The organism is Rhodanobacter ginsengisoli, assembly GCF_042657065.1.
GTDB lineage: Bacteria > Pseudomonadota > Gammaproteobacteria > Xanthomonadales > Rhodanobacteraceae > Rhodanobacter > Rhodanobacter ginsengisoli.
This window is the reverse complement of sequence record NZ_JBHSNF010000001.1, coordinates 618,368-639,450: the sequence shown is the minus strand read 5'-3', so window position 1 is coordinate 639,450 and position 21,083 is coordinate 618,368. Positions and strand designations below refer to the sequence as shown.

The window sequence follows — 21,083 nt, the reverse complement described above, 5'->3', positions numbered from 1 at the left end:
GCCGCGCATCTGGCAGCGCATCACAATACCTCTCGCGACAGCCCGGCCTGTGCCCGATACCGTCGCGAACGCTGGGTTTATACCACGCGTTCCGGGCTGAACACCAACGGGATGATGAAACCGTGAAGTTGATTCGGCCGGCGCCATCGGGCGCACAAAAGAAAACGGCCGCGTCTCGCGACGCGGCCGTTTTCGGAAAGTCCTGGCAACTGCAGACGGAAAACAGGACGGAAAATCAGATCGCCTGTGCCGGATGAGCATAGGAGATCGGCGAGGTCGCCGGATCGTCCTGGTAGCTGACTTCTTCCCACGCCGAGGCATCGGCCATCAGCGCGCGCAGCAGTTTGTTGTTGAGCTCGTGGCCGGACTTGTGCGCGTGATAGGCACCGATCAGGCTGTGACCGAGCAGGTACAGGTCGCCGATCGCGTCGAGGATCTTGTGCTTGACGAATTCGTCCTCGTAACGCAGGCCGTCCTCGTTGAGCACACGGTAATCGTCCAGCACCACCGCGTTGTCCATCGAGCCGCCGAGCGCGAGGTTGTGCTCGCGCAGCATCTCGATGTCGCGCATGAAACCGAAGGTACGCGCGCGACTCACTTCCTTGACGAAGGAGGTGGTGGAGAAATCGATCTCGGCGCGCGAAGTCCGCTTGCTGATGATCGGATGATTGAAATCGATCGAGAAACCGACCTTGAAACCCTCGAACGGATCAAAGCTGGCCCACTTGTCGCCTTCCTGCACCTTCACCGGCTTCTTGATGCGGATGAAGCGCTTGGCCACGTTCTGCTCTTCGATGCCGGCCGACTGCAGCAGGAACACGAAGGGGCCGGCGCTGCCGTCCATGATCGGTACTTCCGGCGCGGACAGGTCGACGTAAGCGTTGTCGATGCCCAGACCGGCCATCGCCGAGAGCAGGTGCTCGACCGTGGAGACGCGGGCATCGCCATTGACCAGTGTCGTCGACAATCGGGTATCGCCGACATTGTCCTGGCGTGCCCGTATGTCCACCGGCGGATCAAGATCCGTGCGACGAAACACGATACCGGTATTGGGCGCGGCGGGACGCAAGGTCATGTACACCTTGTCGCCCGTGTGCAGTCCGACACCGGTCGCCCGGATGATGTTCTTAAGCGTACGCTGCTTAATCATTGTTGTTGGTACCTGTGTAGGCAGCAGCCAATCAGGAGCGGATGCTAACACAGTTTTAACCTGTGATAAAAGCAAACCGTACCGTACAGTGTTGTTAAGCCTTCATGCTCCTTTCATCCTTGAAAGTCATCGGCATCCTTCGCCGCCACTCCCGACACTCCGGCGGATCGACACAATGCCCCGTGCCTGGGACGGGAATCCGGCACGGAACATCGGACCAGCCATAGCGCGCAAACCCGCGTGGACTGGCCATGCGTCATCCCGACGCACAGTCTTGCTGCTACACCAGCGAACGCCTGACCCATCTCGATCCATCCGAGCCCTCCATGTGCAGCCGGACCCGGCTGCACCGGACACCGAACCATGCCGCGGAACAGCTGGGATGGACACGTTTGAACAGTGACCGGTCCAACGTGCGTTCGTTCAATACTTTCTCATTTTCTTAACGTATGCAATCCCCCCGGGGTTGACCGGTCAGTCCGATTCAGTCCGCCTGACGGCGCAGGAATGCAGGAATGTCCAGATAGTCGAAACCCGGTTCCGCCTGCTTGGCCGGCGCGGTTGACTCGGTTCGCCCATGACTGCTCACGGCCATGTCCGGCTGCGCATAGTCGACCACTTCGTTGCCGGTACCGGTACGCAGTACCACCGGGCGTGGGCGCATCTGCACCTGCTGCGTCTCGACCATGCGGATCGACGGCTGCTGACGCGAAGCCGCGGCGCGGTTGAGGCCGGTGGCCACCACGGTAACGCGAACGTCGTCCTTCATGTCCGGATCGAGCGAGGTACCGATCACCACGGTGGCATCTTCGCTGGCGAAGTCGTGGATGATCCGGCCGATCTCGTCGAACTCGCGCATGGTCAGGTTCGGACCGGCAGTGACGTTGACCAGGATGCCGCAGGCGCCGTTGAGGTTGACGTCTTCCAGCAACGGGTTCTTGATCGCCGCTTCGGCGGCCGCCTGGGCACGATCGTCGCCGCGGGCCGTACCCGAGCCCATCATCGCCAGGCCCATTTCCGACATCACGGTGCGCACGTCGGCGAAGTCGACGTTGATCAGGCCGGGGGCTGTGATCAGGTCGGCAATGCCCTGCACGGCGCCCTGCAGCACGTCGTTGGCTGCCTTGAACGCATTCAGCAGCGTCACTTCACGGCCGAGTACGCTGAGCAGCTTCTCGTTCGGCACGGTGATCAGCGAGTCGACATGCTGCGACAGATCCTCGATGCCCTTCAACGCCACCTGCATGCGCCGGCGACCTTCGAACGGGAACGGCTTGGTCACCACCGCCACGGTCAGGATGCCCTTCTCCTTGGCCAGCTGCGCCACCACCGGTGCCGCGCCGGTACCGGTACCGCCGCCCATGCCGGCGGTGATGAACACCATGTCGGCACCTTCGAGCATCGCCTCGATCCGTTCGCGGTCCTCCAGCGCCGCCTGCCGACCGACCTCCGGATTGGCACCGGCACCGAGGCCCTTGGTCACGTTGCCACCGAGCTGCAGGTGGGTGCGCGAGCCGCAGCTGCTCATCGCCTGCGCATCGGTGTTGGCGACGACGAATTCGACGCCTTCGATATTGGCATTGAGCATGTGTGCCACGGCATTGCCGCCACCACCGCCCACGCCAATCACCTTGATCACCGCATTGGGTGCGAGTTTATCTATCAATTCAAACATTTCCCGTCCTCCTTAGAGTTGTTGTCGTTGTAACCAGGGAACGCGACTCCTGCCGGCTCCTGGTGCTGGGCGAACGTCCTTCTGCCCATGGCTGCGCGTCCTGCACCGCCGAAAAAATCACGTTGAAAAACACATTGGCGCCCATCAGAAATTCCTCGTCAGCCAGCCGCGCAGCTTGCCGACCAGGCCACCGACCGTGCCGCCGGCGGGACCGCCGATGCGCATGCCACCGGCACGCGAGCCGTGCAGCAGCAGGCCCACGCCGGTGGCGTGCAGCGGACTGGCGACGACGTCGCCGAGACCCTCGATCTGCTGCGGCACGCCGATGCGCACCATCTTGTGGAAGATCTCCTCGGCCAGCTCGAGCGCGCCCTCCATCTTCGAGGCGCCCCCGGTCAGCACCACGCCGGCGGCGACCAGGCTCTCGTACCCGGAGCGGCGCAGCTGGTCCTGCACCATCTCGAAGATTTCCTCGTAGCGCGCCTGCACGCTCTGCGCCAGCGACTGCCGGGCGAGCCGGCGCGGCGGGCGGTCGCCGACGCTGGGCACCTGGATGGTCTCCTCCGCATGCGCCAGTCCGGTCTGCGCGCAGGCGTACTTGATCTTGATTTCCTCGGCGTGCGCCGTGGGCGTATGCACGCCGTAGGCGATATCGCTGGTGACCTGGTCGCCGCCGACCGGCAGCGAGGCGGTGTAGCGGATCGAGCCCTGGGTATAGATCGCGATGTCGGTGGTGCCGGCACCGATGTCGACCAGGCATACGCCGAGCTCGCGCTCGTCATCGGTCAGCACCGCCTTCGCGCTGGCCAGCGCCGAGGGCACCAGCTCGTCCACGGTCAGGCCGCAGCGCTGGATGCACTTGCTGATGTTCTGCACCGCCGCTGCCGCCCCGGTAACCAGATGCACGTTCGCCTCCAGCCGCACGCCACTCATGCCGACCGGCGAGCGGATGCCGTCCTGGCCGTCGATGCGGTACTCCTGCGATTCCTTGTAAAGCACTTTTCGATCGGCCGGAATCGCCACGGCGCTGGCGGCCTCCAGCACCTGCTCCAGGTCGCTGGCGGTCACTTCGCGGTCACGGATCGCCGCGTTGCCGTGCGAGTTGCGGGTTTCCAGATGGCTGCCCGAGATGGAGGCATACACCGAGCGGATGTCGCAGCCGGCCATCAGCTCGGCTTCCTCCACCGCGCGCTGGATCGAGTGCACGGTCGACTCGATGTCCACCACCGAGCCGCGCTTCATGCCGCGCGACACATGAGTACCGATCCCGATCACGGTGATCGGCTCGCCCGGTTCGTATTCGCCGACGATCGCCACCACCTTCGAGGTGCCGATATCCAGCCCGACCACCAGCTGCTTTTCGTTGCGCGGTTTCATAGGGAGATAGTCATGAGCGGGGCGAACCTCCAGCGTTGGCGGTGGCCGCTGGCGGCCAGCGCACGGCAAATCCGTTGGTGTAGCGAAGATCGGCATAGGCGAAGCCGTCGGTGTGACCGGCCATCAGCTGCGGATAGACATCGAGAAAACGGTGCAACCGGCGCCCGGCCTGGTCGCGGTCGCCGATCACGATCCGCGCCCCGGTGGCCGTACTGACGCTCCAGCTGCCGCGCTCGGTCAGCGCGACACCGGTGATCTGCAGGTGCGTGCCGGCAAACGCCTTGCGGGTTTCCGCATAGAAGCTCACCACCTCGGCCAGCCGCGCATCGGGGCCGCGCAGGTCCGGCAGGGCGCTGAGGTCGGCCGCGCCGGGCGCATCGAATACCCGACCCTGCCGGCTGATCAGCTGTCTGTCGTTCCAGCGCGCGAACGGCTGCCGCTCGTAGATGCGCAGCTGCAAGGTGTCCGGCCAGCGCTTGCGTGCCTCGACCGACTCCACCCACGGCAGCGCGGCGACGGCCTGCTGCACCGCATCCAGGTCCAGCGCGAAGAAGCCCTTGCCCAGGCGCGGACGCACCGCCGCACGGATATCGGCGGCGCTGACATGTTTGAACTCGGCCTGCACCGTCAGCTGTGTCACCGGCCAGCGACCGGCGGCAAACCAGCCACGCAACACACCGACGATCGGCAGCGCGACCAGCGCGATCGCCAGGCACCAGGCAACGAGGCGGATGCTCCCTTTCACGTGCCCTCCCGGAAGCTGGTTTCCAGCACGCGCCAGCACAGCTCCTGATAATCGATGCCGGCCGCCGCGGCGGCCTTGGGCACCAGCGAATGCGAGGTCATGCCCGGCGCGGTATTCACTTCCAGCAGCCAGTTGCGGCCGTCGCGATCCCGCATCACGTCGACCCGGCCCCAGCCGGAGCAGGCGAGCGCGTCGAACGCGGCGAGCGACAGCGCACCCAGCTCCTCGCCGGCGACACCTTCGAGGCCGGGGCAGATGTACTGGGTGTCCTCGGCCACGTATTTCGCGTTGTAGTCGTAGAACGCCGCCTTCGGCACGATGTGGATGCTGGGCAGGACCTGGCGACCGAGAATCGCCACGGTCAGCTCATCGCCCTCGATCAGGGTTTCCATCAGCAGGTCGCCGGGATATCTGGCGGCCAGCTCGACCGCCGCGTCCAGATCCTTCGCGGCGAACACCCGGGTCACGCCGACGCTGGAACCTTCGCAGGCCGGTTTCACGATCAGCGGGAAGCCGATCCGCTGCGCGGCCGCGTGCACGTCCGCACCGCGCGGCAACGGCACGAACGTCGGTGTCGACAGCCCGAGCGACTGCCACACCCGCTTGGAGCGGGTCTTGTCCATCGACAACGCCGAGCCGAGCACGCCCGAGCCGGTGTACGGCACATTGAGCGATTCCAGCGCGCCTTGCAGCACGCCGTCCTCGCCCCCGCCATGCTGGCCGTGCAGGATGTTGAACACGCGGGCGAAGTGTCCGGCTCGCAATGCATCGAGCAGCGCGGGGATGCCGTCGATCGCATGCGCGTCGACTCCGCGCGCGCGCAACGCGGCCAGCACGTTGCGACCCGAATCGAGCGACACCTCGCGCTCGGCCGAACTGCCGCCCATGACCACGGCGACACGGCCGAACTGGGCCGGATCGGTGATTTTCGGGGTGTAGTTGCTGTTCACTTGTCTGTCCTCAAATGGCCGGCCTGCGCCAGCTCCAGTGCCGCCGCGCCGATATCGCCGGCACCCAGCAGCAACAGCACATCGCCATCGCGCAGCAGGCTCGGCAAGCTGTCGCGGAATTCGCGCGGATGCTCGACCAGCACCGGATCGACCTTGCCGCGGGCACGTACCGCGCGTGCCAGCGCGCGCCCGTCGGCGCCGGCAATCGGTGTCTCGCCGGCCGGATACACGTCGGTCAGCACCAGCACGTCGACCTCGGCCAGCACGTTGGCGAAATCGTCGAGCAGATCGCGGGTGCGGCTGTAGCGATGCGGCTGGAACCCGACCACCAGGCGGCGGTCCGGCCAGCCGCCACGGACGGCCGCGAACACGGCCGCGAGCTCCCGCGGATGATGACCGTAGTCGTCGATCAGCAGCACGCTGCCATGGTCGAGCGCGATCTCGCCGCGCCGATGGAATCGGCGCCCGACGCCCTCGAAATGCTTCAGCGCGTGGGCGATCGCCTCCGCCTCCACGCCGAGCTGCCAGCCGATCGTGGCGGCGGCCAGCGCGTTCAATACGTTGTGCCGACCCGGCAGATTCAGCGTCACCGGCAGCGTCTCGTCCCGGCCCGGCAGCTGCAGGTCGAAATGCATCTCGAAGCCCTGCTGGCTCAGGTTCAGTGCGCGCACGTCGGCGTCCGCGCTGTCGATGCCGTAGGTCGTCACGCGGCGGGTGGTGGACCTGGCCAGCTCGGCCACTTCCGGGTCATCCACGCACAGCACGGCCAGGCCATAGAACGGCAGGCGGTGCAGGAAGGTGTCGAACGCCTGCTTGACCTGGGCGAAGTCGCCGCCGTAGTTCTCCAGGTGATCGGCATCGATATTCGTCACCGCGGCGATCACCGGCGACAGCAGCAGGAACGAGCCGTCCGACTCGTCCGCCTCGGCGACCAGATACTGGCCGGTGCCGAGCCGCGCGTTGGCGCCGGCGGCGTTGAGCTGACCGCCGATCACGAAGGTGGGGTCGTAGCCCGCCTCGGCCAGCACGCTGGCGGTGAGGCTGGTGGTGGTGGTCTTGCCGTGGGTGCCGGCGATCGCCACGCCGCGACGGAAGCGCATCAGTTCGCCGAGCATCTCCGCGCGCGGGATCACCGGGATGCGCGCCTCGCGGGCGGCGACCAGCTCCGGATTGTCCGGCCCGATCGCGCTGGAGGTCACCACGACGTCGGCATCGCCGATGTTCCCGACGGCGTGGCCCACGTGCACGGTGACACCCATCTGCTGCAATCGCTGCGCCGTCGCCGAATTCGCCCGATCCGAACCGGACACCGCATAACCGAGGTTGTGCAAGACCTCGGCGATGCCGCTCATGCCGACGCCACCGATACCGATGAAGTGCACCCGACGAAACGTGCTCATCAGGTCCTCGTGTGCAAGCAGTCGACGCAGCGTCATGCGGCCACCTCCACGCAGGCACGCGCGATCATCTCGGCGGCATCGGGTTTGGCCAGCGTGCGCGCCGCCTCGGCCATGGCCAGCAGCGTGCCGCGGTCAGCCAGCAGCGACTCCAGCCGCTGCGCCAGTATCTGGACGTCCAGTTCACTCTCCTGCATCACGATGGCGGCGCCGACCGCCACCAGTACTTCGGCATTGCGCGTCTGGTGGTCATCCACCGCATGCGGAAACGGCACCAGCACGGCACCGAGTCCGGCCGCGGTGAGCTCGGCCAGGGTCAGCGCCCCGGCGCGGCACACGGCCAGGTCGGCCCAGCCGTAGCTGGCCGCCATGTCATCGATGAACGGCACCACCTCGGCATCGACACCGGCGTTCGTGTAAGCCTCGCGCGCTTCCTCGAAACCGCGGCTGCCGGCCTGGTGCAGCACGTCGGGGCGCTGCTCCGGCGCCAGCCGGGCCAGTGCCTGCGGCAACGCCAGATTCAGCGCACGGGCGCCCAGGCTTCCACCGAGCACCAGCAGGCGCGGCCGGCCCTCGCGCCCGGCCATCCGCCGGGAGGGCGCTGGCAGCGCCGCAATCGTCGCGCGCACGGGATTGCCGACCCAATCGGCCTGCGGCAGCGCGTCCGCGAAACCGACCAGCACGCGCCGGGCCACGCTTGCCAGCTTGCGGTTGGTGAAGCCCGCCACGCTGTTCTGCTCGTGCACCAGCAGGGGTCGATGCAGCAGCCAGGCGGCAAGCCCGCCGGGGCCGGCCACGTAACCGCCCATCGAGAGCACGCTGCGCGGTTTGACCTTGCGCAGCACCGCCAGCGACGCGAACAACGCACGGAGCAGCATCAGCGGCGCCTGCAAGCGGGTCTTCAGGCCCTTGCCGCGCAGGCCGCCGACCGCCACAGAGTGCAATTCGATCCGCTGCGCCTGCACGACCTTCGTCTCCATGCCGCCGACCGCACCCAGCCATACCACCGGCACGCCCTGCGCCCGCAGGCACTCGGCCACGGCCAGGCCGGGGAAAATGTGGCCGCCAGTACCACCGGCCATGATCAGCACGGGTGCGGAAGTCTTCATGCGGCCTCCGCCTCGCGCGGCTTCGCCGCGACATTCGCATCGGGCACGGCAACCGCCGCGGGCATGCGCGTGGCCATCTGCCGCGCGTCCAGCGCGCGATTGATCTCGAAGGTGGCGCGCAGCAGCACACCGGCCATGGCGCAGGTCAGCACCATCGAGGAACCGCCATAACTGATCAGCGGCAAGGTCAGGCCCTTGGTCGGCAGCGCGCCGAGGTTCACCCCGACCGACACGATCGCCTGCATCGCCAGCATCAAGGAGACGCCGAAGGCGACATAGCCGGCAAAGCGCTGGCCCACCTCGACGCCCTTCAGACCCAGATACAGGCCACGCCCCACCGCCAGCCCGAACAGGCCGATCACCAGCACCACGCCGGCCAGACCCAGTTCCTCGCCGATCACCGCGAAGATGAAATCGGTGTGTGCCTCGGGCAGGTAGGACAGCTTGAGCACGCTGGAGCCCAGCCCCACGCCGGTCCACTCGCCGCGACCGATCGCCATCAGCGACTGGGTCAGCTGGAAGCCGTCGTTGAACGGATCCTTCCACGGATCCATGAACGAGGTCAGCCGCTTCATGCGGTAGCTCTCGCCGGTCGCCGCCACGTACAGCAGCGGCATCAGCGGCAGGCCCATCAGGAACAGGAAGATCGGCCGTGCGCCACCGAGCCACACCATGGCAATGGTCACCGCGATCACCAGCGTGGCCGAACCGAAATCCGGCTGTGCCAGCAGCAGCAGCACGATGATGCCGGCCACCATCACCGGCTTGAACAGGCCCAGGAAACGTGTTTCCACGCTGTCGCGGTGGCGCACCAGGTAGCTGGCGATGTAGATCACCAGGATCAGCTTCACCGCCTCCACCGGCTGGAACGTGGTGACCAGCAGGTTCAGCCAGCGCCGCGCGCCATTGATGCGCATGCCGAAGTGCGGCACGAACACGGCGAGCAGCAGCACGAACGCGAGCAACATCAGGTGGAACGCGTATTTTTCCAGCAGCTTCAGTTCGGTGCGCATCGCCAGGCCTGCCGCGACGATACCCAGGCTGAGGAAGATCAGATGCTTCCTGAGGAAGTAGAACGCGCCCAGGTGCTCGCTGTCGGCGACCGAGATCGAGCTCGATGCCACCATCACCACGCCGACACTGGCCAGCCCGACCAGCGCGACCAGCAGCCACAGGTCGAAGCTGCCGCGCGGGCCGCTTCGCTTGATCGCCTGTGAGGAGCCGGGCTCGAACATCAGCGCACCTTCAACGTGGCAAGACCGATCAGCACCAGCACCACGCTGATGATCCAGAAACGCACGATCACCCGCGGCTCGGGCCAGCCTTTCAGCTCGAAGTGGTGATGGATCGGCGCCATTCGGAACACCCGTTTGCCGGTGAGCTTGAAGCTGGCCACCTGGATCATCACCGAGGCGGTTTCCATCACGAACACGCCGCCCATCACCAGCAGCACGATCTCCTGGCGCACGATCACCGCGACGCAACCCAGCGCTGCGCCCATCGCCAGCGCGCCGACATCGCCCATGAACACCTGCGCGGGATAGGTGTTGAACCACAGGAAGCCCAGGCCCGCACCGGCCAGTGCGCCGCAGAAGATCGACAGCTCGCCCGCACCCGGGATCGACGGTATGCCCAGGTACTCGGAGAACACCTTGTTGCCGGCCAGGTACGCGAACACACCCAGCGCGCCGGAAACCAGCACCGTCGGCATGATCGCCAAGCCGTCCAGCCCGTCGGTGAGGTTCACCGCGTTGGAGAAGCCGACGATCATGAAATACGCCACCACCACGAACATCAGCCCCAGCGGCAGCGCCACGTGCTTGAACAGCGGCAGGTACAGCGCGGTCTCGGCCACCGGCAGGCCGGCGGCCGCATGCGGCGCGCTGAGATAGAGGAACAGCGCTGCGCCGAGGCCGAACACCGACTGCCAGAAGTACTTCCAGCGGCTGGCCAGTCCGCGGCTGTCCCGCAGCACCAGCTTGCGGTAGTCGTCGTAGAAGCCGATCGCGCCGAACGTCAGCATCACGGCCAGCACCGCCCAGACATAGCGGTTGCCCAGGTCGGCCCACAGCAGCGTGGCGACGCTGACCGAGAGCAGGATCATCACGCCGCCCATGGTCGGCGTGCCGGCCTTGATCAGATGGGTCTGCGGACCATCGCTGCGCACCACCTGGCCGGCCTTGAGCGCGCCCAGTTTGCGGATCAGCGCCGGACCGAGAAGCAGCGACACGGCCAGCGCCGTGAGCGCCGCCATGATCGTGCGGAAGGTGATGTACTGGAACAGATGCATGGCGGTGAAATGCCGTGCCATCCAGTCGGCCAGCTCAAGCAGCATCGGAAGCCCCCTTTTTGTCCTGTTGCGCATCGCCGGCGCGATGACCCAGCGCCATCACCACCTGCTCCATCCCGGCCGAGCGCGAGCCCTTGACCAGACAGGTGACCCCTTCATGCAGTTGCGCCTGCAGTGCGGCGATCAGCATCGCCTTGTCCTCGAAATGGGCGCCCTGCGCGCCGAAGGCCTCTACCGTGGATAGCCCGAGCGGGCCGACCGCGAACAGGCGGTCGACCCCGCGTTCGCGCGCGAGCGTGCCGACGGCGGCGTGCAGTACCGCTGCCTGCGGGCCCAGTTCCGCCATGTCGCCCAGCACCAGCCAGCGTTCGCCCGTGGCCAGCAACAGCGTGTCGATCGCCGCCGCCATCGAGCTCGGATTGGCGTTGTAGCTATCGTCGATCACGGTCCAGCCGCCAGCCATCACTTCGCGGCGCAACCGCCCGGCCACGCCGGGTACCTGTTCCAGGCCGCTGACGATGGTGTCCAGCGGCACCTCGAGCGCCAGCGCGATCGCCGTCGCCGCCAGCGCGTTGGCGATGTTGTGACGACCGGGCAGCGGCAGCGCCACCTCGGCATGGCCGGCCGGCGTGCGCAGCACGAAGCGCGAGCCGTCCGCGCGTTGCTCGATGATCTCCGCGCCGATATCCGCCGGCTGGTCGAGGCCGAAGCGCAGCACCTTGCGCGTGCCGGCCAGTCCAACGAAGAAACTGGCGAAGCTGTCGTCGGCATTGATGATCGCTACACCGTCGGCAGGCAGCGCCTGGTAAATCGCCCCCTTGGTCTCGGCCACGCCTTCGATGCTGCCCATGCGTTCAAGATGCGCCGGCGCGATGAGCGTGACGAGGCCGATGTCGGGCCGCGCGATGGCAGCGAGATACGCGATGTCGCCCGGCTTGCCGGCACCCATCTCGAAGACCGCGTAGTCGGTGTCCTGCGGCATCGCCAGCAGGCTCAGCGGCAGGCCCAGTTCATTGTTGTAGTTGCCCGCGCTGACATGGGTGCGGCCATGTCGCGACAGGATCGACGCCGCCAGCGTCTTCACCGTGGTCTTGCCATTGGAACCGGTGATGCCGACCACGCGCACGCGGCGTTGCGCGCGGACCGCACTGGCCAGGTCGCCCAGCGCCAGGGTGGTGTCATCCACCAGCACCTGTGGCAGTTCGCTGTCGACCCGACGCGTCACCAGGGCGGCGACGGCGCCACGAGCCGCGGCCTCGGCCAGGTAGTCGTGCCCGTCCACCCGCTCACCCTTGATCGCGACAAACAGGTCGCCCGGCTGCAGCCGACGGGTATCCATGGCCACGCCCGTGATCTCCGCGTCGTCCCCGAGCAGGCGACCGTGGGTCCACATCGCAATGGTGTTCAGCCGCATCATGCGCGCGACCCCCGCTGCATCCGTTCCAGCACGGCGTGCGCCACCGCCAGATCGTCGAACGGGCGCTTGCCGGCAGCGCCCTCCTGATAGGTTTCATGGCCCTTGCCGGCAACCAGCACCACGTCGCCGGCGCGTGCCATGCCAAGCGCGGCGCCGATCGCCGCGGCGCGATCGCGCTCGACCGTCATCGCCCGGGCCGCCGTCATGCCCGCGACGATCTGCGCCACGATCGCGTCGCCGTCTTCGCCGCGCGGGTTGTCGTCGGTGACGATGGCGACATCCGCCAGTCGTGCCGCAATCGCCCCCATCAACGGACGCTTGCCGGCATCGCGCTCACCGCCACAGCCGAACACGCAGATCAACTGGCCGGCGCAATGCGCACGCAGCGCGGTCAGGGCCTGCTCCAGTGCATCCGGGGTATGGGCGTAGTCGACCACCACCAGCGGCAGGCCATGCAGACCACCGAGCCGGCTCATCCGGCCATTGACCGGCTGCAATTGCTCGACGGCGTTGACGATGCGCCCGAACGATTCTCCCAACGCGCCCAGACAGGCCACCACGACCAGCAGGTTCGCCACGTTGAAGCGGCCCAGCAGATGACTGTGCAGCGTGCGACTGCCCCAGGGCGTGCGCAGCTTGAACTCCAGGCCCTCGGCCGAGGTGACGATGCCGCTGGCGGCGATTTCGGCCTCGCTGTCGTCGGCCATGCTGAAACGCAGCGCCTGCACGCCGGCGGGCAGCTGCGCTGCCAGTTCATGGCCGTACGCGTCGTCGATATTGATCACCGCCGCCTGCAGGCCCGGCCAGGCGAACAGCCGGGCCTTGGCCGCGCCGTACGCTTCCATGCTGCCGTGATAGTCCAGATGGTCGCGGGTGAGGTTGGTGAACGCGGCCACTTCGAAGTCCACCGCGGCCACGCGGCTCTGCTCCAGCGCGTGCGAGGACACCTCCATTGCCACATGGCTGACCCCGGCTTCGCGGAAGTCCGCCAGCAGCTCCTGTACCGTGACGGCATCCGGCGTGGTGCGCTCGCCTTCCCGCAACTGCCCATGCACGCCCGCACCCAGGGTCCCGATCGAGGCCGCGCGATGGCCCAGCAGGGTCAGCGCCTGGGCCAGCAACTGCACGCAGGACGTCTTGCCATTGGTGCCGGTGACCCCGATCACCCGCAACGACTCGCTGGGGCGATCGTGAAAGCGCGCGGCGATCTCACTGACCTGCCGGCCCAGATCGTCGATCCACAGCAGCGGCACATCGAGCTCGGCGACCTCGACGGGCGGCGCCTCGGCCAGTACCACCTGGGCGCCGCGCCGCACCGCGCCGGCCGCGAATTCGATGCCGTGGCCCTGGCTGCCGCGCAGCGCGAAGAAGGCGTCGCCACGGTTCACCCGGCGGGAGTCGAGGGTCAGCCCGGATACCACGATGCGCCCGGCGGCGGGCGCGGCGGCGAGCTGCGCATCGGCGATTCCCAGCAGCAGCTGATCGAGATGGCCGGTGCTCATGGCGTGTCCTCGTCGACGGGCGCGTCGTCGATCGGCGCATCGACCGGCGGCTGGCTGCCGACCAGTCCGCCGGCGCCCTGCAACGGACCGCCGACGTACCAGCGGCCGATGTTGTCCGGTGGCACGTCGAGCAGGCGCAAGGCGCCGTCCATCACCTTGGCGAACACCGGAGCGGACACCATGCCGCCGTAGTAGCTGCCCTTCTGCGGATTGTCGACCACCACCACACCCACCAGCCGCGGATTCGACGCCGGGACGATGCCGGCGAAGGCGGCGGTGTAGCTGCTCTTGTCGTAGCCGCCGGCATTCGCCTTGTGCGCCGTGCCGGTCTTGCCGGCCACGCTGTAGTTGGCGATGCGCGCCTGCGGCGCCGTGCTGCCCGGCCCGGTCACCGTTTCCATCATCCGGATCAGTTCGTGCGCCACTTCCGGCGAGATGATCTGCTTCGCGCTGTTGTCGTTGCCCTTGATGAAGGTGGGGCTGTGCATCACGCCGCCATCGGCGATCGTGGCGTATGCGTTGGCCAGCTGCAGCACGGTCACGTTGAGACCGTAGCCGTAGCCCAGAATCGCCTTTTCCAGCGGCCGCCAGTCGCGCCCGATGCGCAGGTGACCCGACGCCTCGCCCGGAAAGCCGCTGTCGGTGCTGTTGCCCAGCCCGAATGCGCGATAGGTGTCGTACATCAGCCCGGTATCGAGCTGCATGGCGATGTGCGCCGCGCCGACGTTGCTCGACTTGGTGATCACCCCGGTCGGGGTCAGCAGTCCGTAATTGTGGGTGTCGTGGATGTCGTGGCCCTGGAAAAACCAGTGGCCGCCGGTGGTGTCGATGATCGGGCTGGTCGGGGTGAACTTGCCGCTGGACAAGGCCGCCGCCATCAGGATCGGCTTCACCGTGGAGCCCGGCTCGAGCACGTCGGTCATCGCCCGGTTGCGACGCTGGCTGGGCTTGCTGCCGTTGATCGCATTCGGGTTGTAGGTCGGCAGGTTGACCATCGCCAGCACTTCGCCGGTCTTCACGTCGAGTACCACGATCGAGCCCGAATCGGCCTGGAACTTTTCCAGCGTGCTCTTCAGTTCACTGTAGGCGAGGAACTGGATGCGCCGGTCGATGCTGAGCGTGAGGTTCTGCCCCGGTTTCGGCGCGCGCACCTGCTCGACGTCCTCCACCACATGGCCCATGCGGTCGCGGATCACCCGCTTGGCACCCGGCTTGCCGGACAACCAGTCGTCATAGGCCAGTTCCAGCCCTTCCTGACCACGATCGTCGATATTGGTGAAACCGAGTACGTGCGCGGTCACTTCGCCGGACGGGTAGAAGCGCTTGAACTCGCGCTGGCCGTTGATGCCGGGAATGCCCAGATCCAGGATCGCCTGGGCCGCTTCCGGCGCCATCTGGCGGCGCAGGTAGACGAATTCGCGATCGGAGCGCTGCGCCAGGCGGCTCTTCAACTCGTCCGCATTCACGCCGAGCGCCTGCGCCAGCTGGGGAATGCGCTCGTCGTTGTCCAGCACCTCGGAAGGATTGGCCCAGATCGACATCACCGGGGTCGACACCGCGAGCGGCTCGCCGTTGCGATCGAAGATGGTGCCGCGCGAGACCGGAATGGGCATCTCGCGCAGGAAGCGCGCGTCGCCCTGACGCTGATAGAACTGCTTGCGCACCACCTGCAGGTCGAACGCCCGTGCCATCAGCCCGGTCGCGGCCAGACCCAGCAGGCCGACCACCACCACCATGCGCCGGCGCGCACTGGGCCCGGCGCCGCGACGGCGACCGGGCGGATGAGGCGGGCTGATGTGTTTGCGCCAGCTCATCAGCGCAGCAACCGGATGTCTTGCGGGCGCGGATCGACCATGCCCAGCTTCTGCCGTGCCTCGTCGTCGATGCGGCGCGGCTCGGCATAGGTAGCCTGCTCGAGCTCGAGCTTGCCGTATTCGATGTTCAGTTCGTCGCGCTGGTTCTGCAGCGCGGTCAGGTTCACGAACAGCACGCGACTCTGATGGCGCGTCCATACCACGCCCAGCGCACTGGCCAGTACGGCAACCAGCGCGGCGAACGCGAACAGGGCGCTGACCGCCTTCATGCCTGCCCTCCGTCTGCCAGCTTCTGCGCCACCCGCAGCACCGCCGAGCGCGAACGCGGATTCGTCGCCAACTCGGCATCGGACGGAAACTGCGCCTTGCCGACCGCCACCAGCTGCGCCGGCGCCGCCGCCACCGGCGGCCCGCGACGACGATTCTGCACGTGGCCGGAGTGGTCGCGAATGAACAATTTTACCGCACGGTCCTCCAGCGAATGGAAACTGATCACCGCCAGTCGGCCACCGGGCTTGAGTCGATCCAGCGCGGCCTGCAGACCCTGCTGCAGGGCCTCCAGCTCGCCGTTCACGCGAATGCGCAAGGCCTGAAAACTGCGCGTTGCCGGGTGCTTGCCCGGCTCGCGCCGCCCGACCACACGCTCGATCAGCGAAGCCAGCTGGGCGGTGCGGGTGAACGGAACAGTCGCCCGATCGGCCACGATCGCCCGGGCGATGCGACGCCCGTGACGCTCCTCGCCAAAATGCCACAGCACCTCGGTGATCTCGCGCTCGCTGGCATGCGCCAGAAAATCGGCCGCGCTCTCGCCCTGGGTGGTGTCCATGCGCATGTCCAGCGGCGCATCGGCCATGAAACTGAAGCCGCGTGCGGCTTCGTCCAGTTGCGGCGAGGACACGCCCAGATCGAGCAGCACGCCATCGAGGCCGGCAGCGGTTTCGTCCCACTCGGCCAGGCTGGAGAAATTGGCATGCCGGATCGACACGCGTGCGTCGCCGGCAAACTCGGCCTGCGCCGCGGCGATTGCCTGGGGGTCGCGGTCCATCAGCAGCAGCCGGCCGTCGGGGCCCAGGCGCGACAAGATCGCGCGAGCGTGTCCGCCGCGTCCGAACGTACCATCCAGATAGCGCCCGCCAGGCTGCACGGACAATCCCTCCACCGCCTCACCCAACATCACCGGGATGTGCTGCAGCGGCCCGGCGCCTGAATCTGTATTCCGGCTCTGGGCCATACCGCACTCCCGCTCCCGTTGTTCGTTCATTCCCGCGCCGGTTACAGGCGCAGGTCTGCCATTTCGTTGGTGATCTCGTCTTCGCCGATGCTCTGGCGGATCTTGGCCAGATGGGCCTGTTCGCTCCACAGCTCGAACTTGTTGCCCATGCCCAGCAGCACCGCCTTCTTCTCGATGCCGGCCGCGCTGCGCTGGCTGGCCGGCAACAGGATCCGCGCCGCGCCGTCGGGCTCGACCACGGCGGCGGCGCCGACCAGCTTCATCTGCATGTCGCGGTGGGCGGTCTTGACCTTGGGCAGTGCGTTCACCTGGTCACGCACCTGTTCCCATTCGGCATAGGGGAACAGCCACAGGCAGCCCGACTCGAACGGGTTGTAGGTGACCACCAGACGATTCGCGCATTCGCCCGCAACCTGTTCCCGATACGCGGTCGGGATGGCCAGGCGGCCCTTGTCGTCAACGGTGATGGCGGTTTCGCCCTGGAACACGATCAGCAGACTCCACTAAAACCCACGATTTCACACTGGAACCCACGATAGTCTCGGGACATGAGACTGTCAAGGGAAATCGCTTGCGAATCAATGAGTAAAGGCGGAATTCTGACCGTATGTGCAGCATTTTCTCAGGAACACCAGCAAGGTGTTTGAATGCATGGATTTTTTTGCGAATCAATCCGCGCCAATTCGGGATCAAACCGGACGAAATTGCGCGTCGACAGCGGTTCGGGATGAATCGGCGTTCACAAAGCCGCGTACCCCGCCAGCGCGGTGAGCCGCGCTGGCGGGGTACTTGCGAAAGAGGTGGAGTCGGCCTGTAAGCCGGGTTCTGTACGTCTTGCGACGCGACAGTCATTCCTCTCGGCCAGACGTCACCGTCTGGCTCCAGCAACCTACCCGGGAACAACGCGGGCCGCGTTATCGTTCCCCTATTTGGTCTTGCTCCGAGTGGGGTTTACCGTGCCACGCGACGTTGTCCCCGCGTGCGGTGCGCTCTTACCGCACCCTTTCACCCTTACCTGTGCCCTTGCGGGCCATCGGCGGTCTGCTCTCTGTTGCACTGGCCGTCAGCTCACGCTGCCCAGGAGTTACCTGGCACTCTGCCCTGCGGAGCCCGGACTTTCCTCGATGCGCTTGCGCGCGACGCGACTGTCCGGCCGACTCCGCCGACAAGAATACAGGAGTGAGTGGAGAGGAGTGAGAAAAGAGTGTTCAGGCTTCCCCTCATTTCTCGCCCTCGTAGAGCGCCTTGCGTTGCGCCCCTGTGATCGCCGCGGCCATTTTTGCCGCCTTCGCCGGCGGCAGTTCCTCGCGCAGGATCGCAAACACACGCTGCCCCTCGGCCAGCTTCGCATCGATCTCCTCGCCACGCCCGGCAACCAGGATCACGCATTCGCCCCGCTGCTGGTCGGGATCGGCCGCCACCCGGGCCGCCAGATCCGCCAGCGGCTCACCCAGCACCGTCTCGAACATCTTGGTGAGTTCGCGCGCCAGCACCGCCTCCCGGCCCGGCCCGAAGATGTCGCGCATGTCGGCCAGGCTTTCGGCAACCCGGTGCGACGACTCATAGAAGATGAGGGTGCGCGCATCCCCGCACAGTTCCTGCAGACGACTGCGCCGCGCCGCCGCCTTGGGTGGCAGGAAACCCTCGAACACGAAACGGTCGCTGGGCAGGCCGGCCACCGACAGCCCGGCGATCGCGGCACAGGCACCCGGCACCGGGATGCAGCGGATGCCGGCCGCGCGTGCAGCACGCACCAGCCGAAAGCCCGGGTCGCTGATCAATGGCGTCCCGGCATCGGAGATCAACGCCACCGAATCGCCCGACTGCAACCGCCGCACGATCGCATCCACCGCATCACGCTCATTGTGCTCATGCAGCGCGATCAGCGGGGTGTCGATGTTGTGGTGCACGAGCAACGGTCGACTGTGACGGGTGTCCTCCGCCGCGATCACCGCCACCTGGCGCAAACTCTCGATCGCACGGGCGGACAGATCATCGCGATGACCGATCGGGGTGGCCACTACCCACAGGCAGCCTGGCTGAACAGATGACATCGGGGGGAACTCCATGGGCCGGCAAGACGATCGGCTATGATCGCGCATTGACGACCATGACGAACAAGGGATCGCCCATGCGCTTCATGCGCCTATCGCGCGCCGCCGCGACCGGATTGCTTTTTTCACTCGTGCTGGCCGCCTGTGTGCCGATGAATGCCCCGCGTTCGCCGGCGGAGATGGCTGCCGCGCAGAGTGCCGCCGCGCTGGCGCGCCAGGGCCAGTTCGATCAGGCCGCACAGGCTTACCTGACGCTGGCCGGCCAGTCCCCCGGTCACGCCGACAGCTATCGCCTGCTGGCTGCCGAGGCATGGCGCCAGGAAGGCCAGATCGAGCGCGCCGGCCCGATCCTCGCCAGCATCAAGCGCCAGCATCTCACCGATGACGAGCCATTGCGCCTCGACCTGCTGCAGGCCGAACTGGCACTCAAGCTGCACGATGCGGCCACCGCACTGCGACTGACCACCCAGCCCAACCTCGTCGTGCCCGCCTCGCTGCAATTGCGCTTGCTCGAGTTGCGCGCCCGTGCGATGGCGGCAAGTGGCGACAACTGGGGTGCCGCGCGCACGCGCGTCCAGATGGACGAGCAGCTGAGCGGCTTCGATCACGCCCAGAATCGCCAACAGATCCTCGACCTGCTGAACAAGCTGGGCGTCGAGCCGCTCCAGCGACGCGCCGCCGCGATGCAGCCGGGTGATCGCATGCTGCCCTGGGTCAATGAAACCCTGAGTCAGCTCGGCGTCGCCGTCGCCCAGCCCCAGCCGGAATTGCAGCAGCAGGTGGGCACGCTGCTGCCGGGTGCCGATGCCAACGTGCGCGAAGGCTACAAGGTGCCATCCCAGGTGGCCCTGCTGCTGCCCGCCGATGGCAATTTCGCGGCCGCCAGCACATCGATCCGGCAAGGTTTCTTCGCGGCCTATCTCGATGCCGGCCGCAATCATGCCCCGCGTCCGCTGGTGCGCGTGTACGACAGCAAGGGTACGGCTGACGGCGCGATCGCGGCATATCGACAGGCGGCAAGCGATGGCGCCCGGCTGGTGGTCGGCCCGCTCACCCGGGGCGAAGTCACCGCGGTGTTCAGCCAGGCGAGTTTGCCGGTTCCCGTGCTGGCGCTGAATCATCCGGACGACCGACAGTTGCCGAGCGGCGATGCCAGTGAATTCGGCCTGCTGCCGGAAACCGAAGGGGCCCAGGCCGCGGACCACATGGTCGAGCGCGGCCTGCGCCGCGGTTACGTGCTGATCTCCGGCGACGACTTCGCCCAGCGCGCGGCCAGCGCATTCAAGGCCGAGCTGGTGGCCCGCGGCGGTGAAGTCGCCGGCATGGTCGTGCTGCCGGCTGGCACGACCAGTTACGCCGACGCCATCGCCGGCATGCACATGCAAGCGTCCAGCTCCGCGCCCGCCACCGCTGCTTCGACCGGCAGCGCCACGGGTACGGGCATGGGCGGCGTCAACGACGATGCGGGCATCTTCATCAGCATGCGCCCGCAACAGGCACGCCTGCTGCTGCCGCAGCTGCGTATCGCCCAGGTCAACCTGCCGGTGATTGCGACATCGCATGTCTATGCAGGCGACGACGATGTCGCCGCCAACCGTGACCTGGATGGAGTGGAGTTCTGCGATGCACCGTGGCTGTTCGACGCCCAACCGGGCCTGCCGAACCATGCCGACGTCGCCGCGCAGCTGCCGGCTGCCCGCGGGGGTGCCGCCCGCTTGTTCGCCTTCGGCATGGATGCGTGGAATCTGGTGCCCTACCTCGACTGGCTGCGCGCACATCCGGGCAGCTACGTGCCCGGTGCCAGCGGCCAGCTCGCGGCCGACCACTTCGGCCGCGTGCGGCGCGTGCTGATCTGGGCGAAATTCCAGGACGGCCTGGCGCGACCGCTGGGTGGCAGCCTGCAGATGGACGACGTACCTTCCAGCGCGCCACCGACCAGCGCGCCACCGACCAGCCCGGCACCCGCCAGTTCGTCACCGGCGACCGGCAACCCGCCCGTCACGGGCTGATGCGCGCCGCCGGCGATGGCTTCGAGCAGCGTGCCTGTGTCGAACTCGAACGCGCCGGACTGAAGCTGCTGGCGCGCAATTACACCACGCGCCACGGCGAGCTGGATCTGGTGATGTGCGATGGCGACACCGTGGTCTTCGTCGAGGTGCGCTATCGCAGGAGTGCCAGCCACGGCGATGCCGCCGCCTCGGTCACGAACAGCAAGCAGGCGAGGCTGATCCTGGCCGCCAGGCACTGGCTGGCGGCCCATCCGCAGCACGCCCGGCGGGCATGCCGTTTCGACGTGGTCAGCTACGATGGTCCGGTCGACGCGACCCAGCGCCGATGGCTGCGTGGCGCGTTCGAAGCGGACTGACACGGCC

The 21,083-nt window shown here is 67.1% G+C and carries 18 protein-coding genes and 1 other RNA gene; 2 read left to right on the top strand and 17 right to left on the bottom strand.

Features of this window, described 5'->3' with window-relative positions; all coding sequences use genetic code 11:
• Positions 1-235: 235 nt before the first annotated feature.
• From lpxC to rsmI, 17 genes are all read right to left on the bottom strand, one after another.
• A complete protein-coding gene (lpxC, locus tag ACFPPA_RS02695) occupies positions 236-1,150 on the bottom strand; it encodes a UDP-3-O-acyl-N-acetylglucosamine deacetylase (protein ID WP_377317016.1) in 915 nt (304 codons plus the stop codon).
• Positions 1,151-1,634: 484 nt separating this feature from the next.
• Positions 1,635-2,825: a cell division protein FtsZ gene (gene ftsZ, locus ACFPPA_RS02690; RefSeq protein ID WP_377317014.1), complete on the bottom strand. Its 1,191-nt coding sequence runs from the start codon at positions 2,823-2,825 to the stop codon at positions 1,635-1,637.
• A 144-nt stretch (positions 2,826-2,969) separates the two neighbouring features.
• A complete protein-coding gene (gene ftsA, locus ACFPPA_RS02685) occupies positions 2,970-4,202 on the bottom strand; it encodes a cell division protein FtsA (protein WP_377317012.1) in 1,233 nt (410 codons plus the stop codon).
• A 10-nt stretch (positions 4,203-4,212) separates the two neighbouring features.
• Positions 4,213-4,947, bottom strand: coding sequence for a cell division protein FtsQ/DivIB (locus ACFPPA_RS02680; RefSeq protein ID WP_377317010.1), 735 nt, complete (start codon positions 4,945-4,947; stop codon positions 4,213-4,215).
• On the bottom strand, positions 4,944-5,897 hold the full coding sequence (locus tag ACFPPA_RS02675; protein WP_377317008.1) for a D-alanine--D-alanine ligase: 954 nt from the start codon (positions 5,895-5,897) through the stop codon (positions 4,944-4,946). The genes ACFPPA_RS02680 and ACFPPA_RS02675 overlap by 4 nt, the downstream gene beginning before the upstream one ends.
• Complete coding sequence (gene murC / locus ACFPPA_RS02670) at positions 5,894-7,333, bottom strand: UDP-N-acetylmuramate--L-alanine ligase (RefSeq protein ID WP_377317006.1); 1,440 nt, start codon at positions 7,331-7,333, stop codon at positions 5,894-5,896. The genes ACFPPA_RS02675 and murC overlap by 4 nt, the downstream gene beginning before the upstream one ends.
• Positions 7,330-8,403 (bottom strand): undecaprenyldiphospho-muramoylpentapeptide beta-N-acetylglucosaminyltransferase, encoded by a 1,074-nt coding sequence (murG, locus tag ACFPPA_RS02665; RefSeq protein ID WP_377317004.1) that lies wholly within the window; start codon positions 8,401-8,403, stop codon positions 7,330-7,332. The genes murC and murG overlap by 4 nt, the downstream gene beginning before the upstream one ends.
• The gene (gene ftsW / locus ACFPPA_RS02660; protein WP_377317002.1) at positions 8,400-9,638 is read right to left on the bottom strand and encodes a putative lipid II flippase FtsW; all 1,239 of its coding nucleotides are present in this window, start codon (positions 9,636-9,638) and stop codon (positions 8,400-8,402) included. Before ftsW ends, murG begins: the two co-directional genes overlap by 4 nt.
• Positions 9,638-10,738 (bottom strand): phospho-N-acetylmuramoyl-pentapeptide-transferase, encoded by a 1,101-nt coding sequence (gene mraY, locus ACFPPA_RS02655; RefSeq protein ID WP_377317000.1) that lies wholly within the window; start codon positions 10,736-10,738, stop codon positions 9,638-9,640. Before mraY ends, ftsW begins: the two co-directional genes overlap by 1 nt.
• Positions 10,728-12,110, bottom strand: coding sequence for a UDP-N-acetylmuramoyl-tripeptide--D-alanyl-D-alanine ligase (locus ACFPPA_RS02650; protein ID WP_377316998.1), 1,383 nt, complete (start codon positions 12,108-12,110; stop codon positions 10,728-10,730). Before ACFPPA_RS02650 ends, mraY begins: the two co-directional genes overlap by 11 nt.
• A complete protein-coding gene (locus tag ACFPPA_RS02645; protein WP_377316996.1) occupies positions 12,107-13,612 on the bottom strand; it encodes a UDP-N-acetylmuramoyl-L-alanyl-D-glutamate--2,6-diaminopimelate ligase in 1,506 nt (501 codons plus the stop codon). The genes ACFPPA_RS02650 and ACFPPA_RS02645 overlap by 4 nt, the downstream gene beginning before the upstream one ends.
• Positions 13,609-15,426, bottom strand: coding sequence for a peptidoglycan D,D-transpeptidase FtsI family protein (locus ACFPPA_RS02640; protein ID WP_377316994.1), 1,818 nt, complete (start codon positions 15,424-15,426; stop codon positions 13,609-13,611). Before ACFPPA_RS02640 ends, ACFPPA_RS02645 begins: the two co-directional genes overlap by 4 nt.
• Positions 15,426-15,695, bottom strand: coding sequence for a cell division protein FtsL (gene ftsL, locus ACFPPA_RS02635; RefSeq protein ID WP_377316992.1), 270 nt, complete (start codon positions 15,693-15,695; stop codon positions 15,426-15,428). Before ftsL ends, ACFPPA_RS02640 begins: the two co-directional genes overlap by 1 nt.
• Complete coding sequence (gene rsmH / locus ACFPPA_RS02630) at positions 15,692-16,657, bottom strand: 16S rRNA (cytosine(1402)-N(4))-methyltransferase RsmH (RefSeq protein WP_377316990.1); 966 nt, start codon at positions 16,655-16,657, stop codon at positions 15,692-15,694. Before rsmH ends, ftsL begins: the two co-directional genes overlap by 4 nt.
• A 41-nt stretch (positions 16,658-16,698) precedes the next feature.
• Positions 16,699-17,145 (bottom strand): division/cell wall cluster transcriptional repressor MraZ, encoded by a 447-nt coding sequence (mraZ, locus tag ACFPPA_RS02625; RefSeq protein WP_377316988.1) that lies wholly within the window; start codon positions 17,143-17,145, stop codon positions 16,699-16,701.
• A gap of 310 nt (positions 17,146-17,455) precedes the next feature.
• Positions 17,456-17,818: RNase P RNA component class A (gene rnpB, locus ACFPPA_RS02620), an RNA gene on the bottom strand.
• A gap of 59 nt (positions 17,819-17,877) precedes the next feature.
• Positions 17,878-18,711 (bottom strand): 16S rRNA (cytidine(1402)-2'-O)-methyltransferase, encoded by an 834-nt coding sequence (gene rsmI, locus ACFPPA_RS02615; RefSeq protein WP_377316986.1) that lies wholly within the window; start codon positions 18,709-18,711, stop codon positions 17,878-17,880.
• Positions 18,712-18,788: 77 nt separating this feature from the next.
• Here rsmI and ACFPPA_RS02610 point away from each other — a divergent pair, with 77 nt between their 5' ends.
• Both ACFPPA_RS02610 and ACFPPA_RS02605 read left to right on the top strand, forming a co-directional pair.
• Complete coding sequence (locus ACFPPA_RS02610) at positions 18,789-20,720, top strand: penicillin-binding protein activator (RefSeq protein ID WP_377316984.1); 1,932 nt, start codon at positions 18,789-18,791, stop codon at positions 20,718-20,720.
• A complete protein-coding gene (locus tag ACFPPA_RS02605; protein ID WP_377316982.1) occupies positions 20,720-21,076 on the top strand; it encodes a YraN family protein in 357 nt (118 codons plus the stop codon). The genes ACFPPA_RS02610 and ACFPPA_RS02605 overlap by 1 nt, the downstream gene beginning before the upstream one ends.
• Positions 21,077-21,083 lie beyond the last annotated feature (7 nt).

Bases quoted from the DNA above. Each gene is read 5' to 3' on its own strand.
- lpxC (WP_377317016.1), bottom strand. From the start codon at position 1,150: ATGATTAAGCAGCGTACGCTTAAGAACATCATCCGGGCGACCGGTGTC.
- ftsZ (WP_377317014.1), bottom strand. From the start codon at position 2,825: ATGTTTGAATTGATAGATAAACTCGCACCCAATGCGGTGATCAAGGTG.
- ftsA (WP_377317012.1), bottom strand. From the start codon at position 4,202: ATGAAACCGCGCAACGAAAAGCAGCTGGTGGTCGGGCTGGATATCGGC.
- murC (WP_377317006.1), bottom strand. From the start codon at position 7,333: ATGACGCTGCGTCGACTGCTTGCACACGAGGACCTGATGAGCACGTTT.
- murG (WP_377317004.1), bottom strand. From the start codon at position 8,403: ATGAAGACTTCCGCACCCGTGCTGATCATGGCCGGTGGTACTGGCGGC.
- ftsW (WP_377317002.1), bottom strand. From the start codon at position 9,638: ATGTTCGAGCCCGGCTCCTCACAGGCGATCAAGCGAAGCGGCCCGCGC.
- mraY (WP_377317000.1), bottom strand. From the start codon at position 10,738: ATGCTGCTTGAGCTGGCCGACTGGATGGCACGGCATTTCACCGCCATG.
- ACFPPA_RS02650 (WP_377316998.1), bottom strand. From the start codon at position 12,110: ATGATGCGGCTGAACACCATTGCGATGTGGACCCACGGTCGCCTGCTC.
- ACFPPA_RS02645 (WP_377316996.1), bottom strand. From the start codon at position 13,612: ATGAGCACCGGCCATCTCGATCAGCTGCTGCTGGGAATCGCCGATGCG.
- ACFPPA_RS02640 (WP_377316994.1), bottom strand. From the start codon at position 15,426: ATGAGCTGGCGCAAACACATCAGCCCGCCTCATCCGCCCGGTCGCCGT.
- ftsL (WP_377316992.1), bottom strand. From the start codon at position 15,695: ATGAAGGCGGTCAGCGCCCTGTTCGCGTTCGCCGCGCTGGTTGCCGTA.
- rsmH (WP_377316990.1), bottom strand. From the start codon at position 16,657: ATGGCCCAGAGCCGGAATACAGATTCAGGCGCCGGGCCGCTGCAGCAC.
- rsmI (WP_377316986.1), bottom strand. From the start codon at position 18,711: ATGTCATCTGTTCAGCCAGGCTGCCTGTGGGTAGTGGCCACCCCGATC.
- ACFPPA_RS02610 (WP_377316984.1), top strand. From the start codon at position 18,789: ATGCGCTTCATGCGCCTATCGCGCGCCGCCGCGACCGGATTGCTTTTT.
- ACFPPA_RS02605 (WP_377316982.1), top strand. From the start codon at position 20,720: ATGCGCGCCGCCGGCGATGGCTTCGAGCAGCGTGCCTGTGTCGAACTC.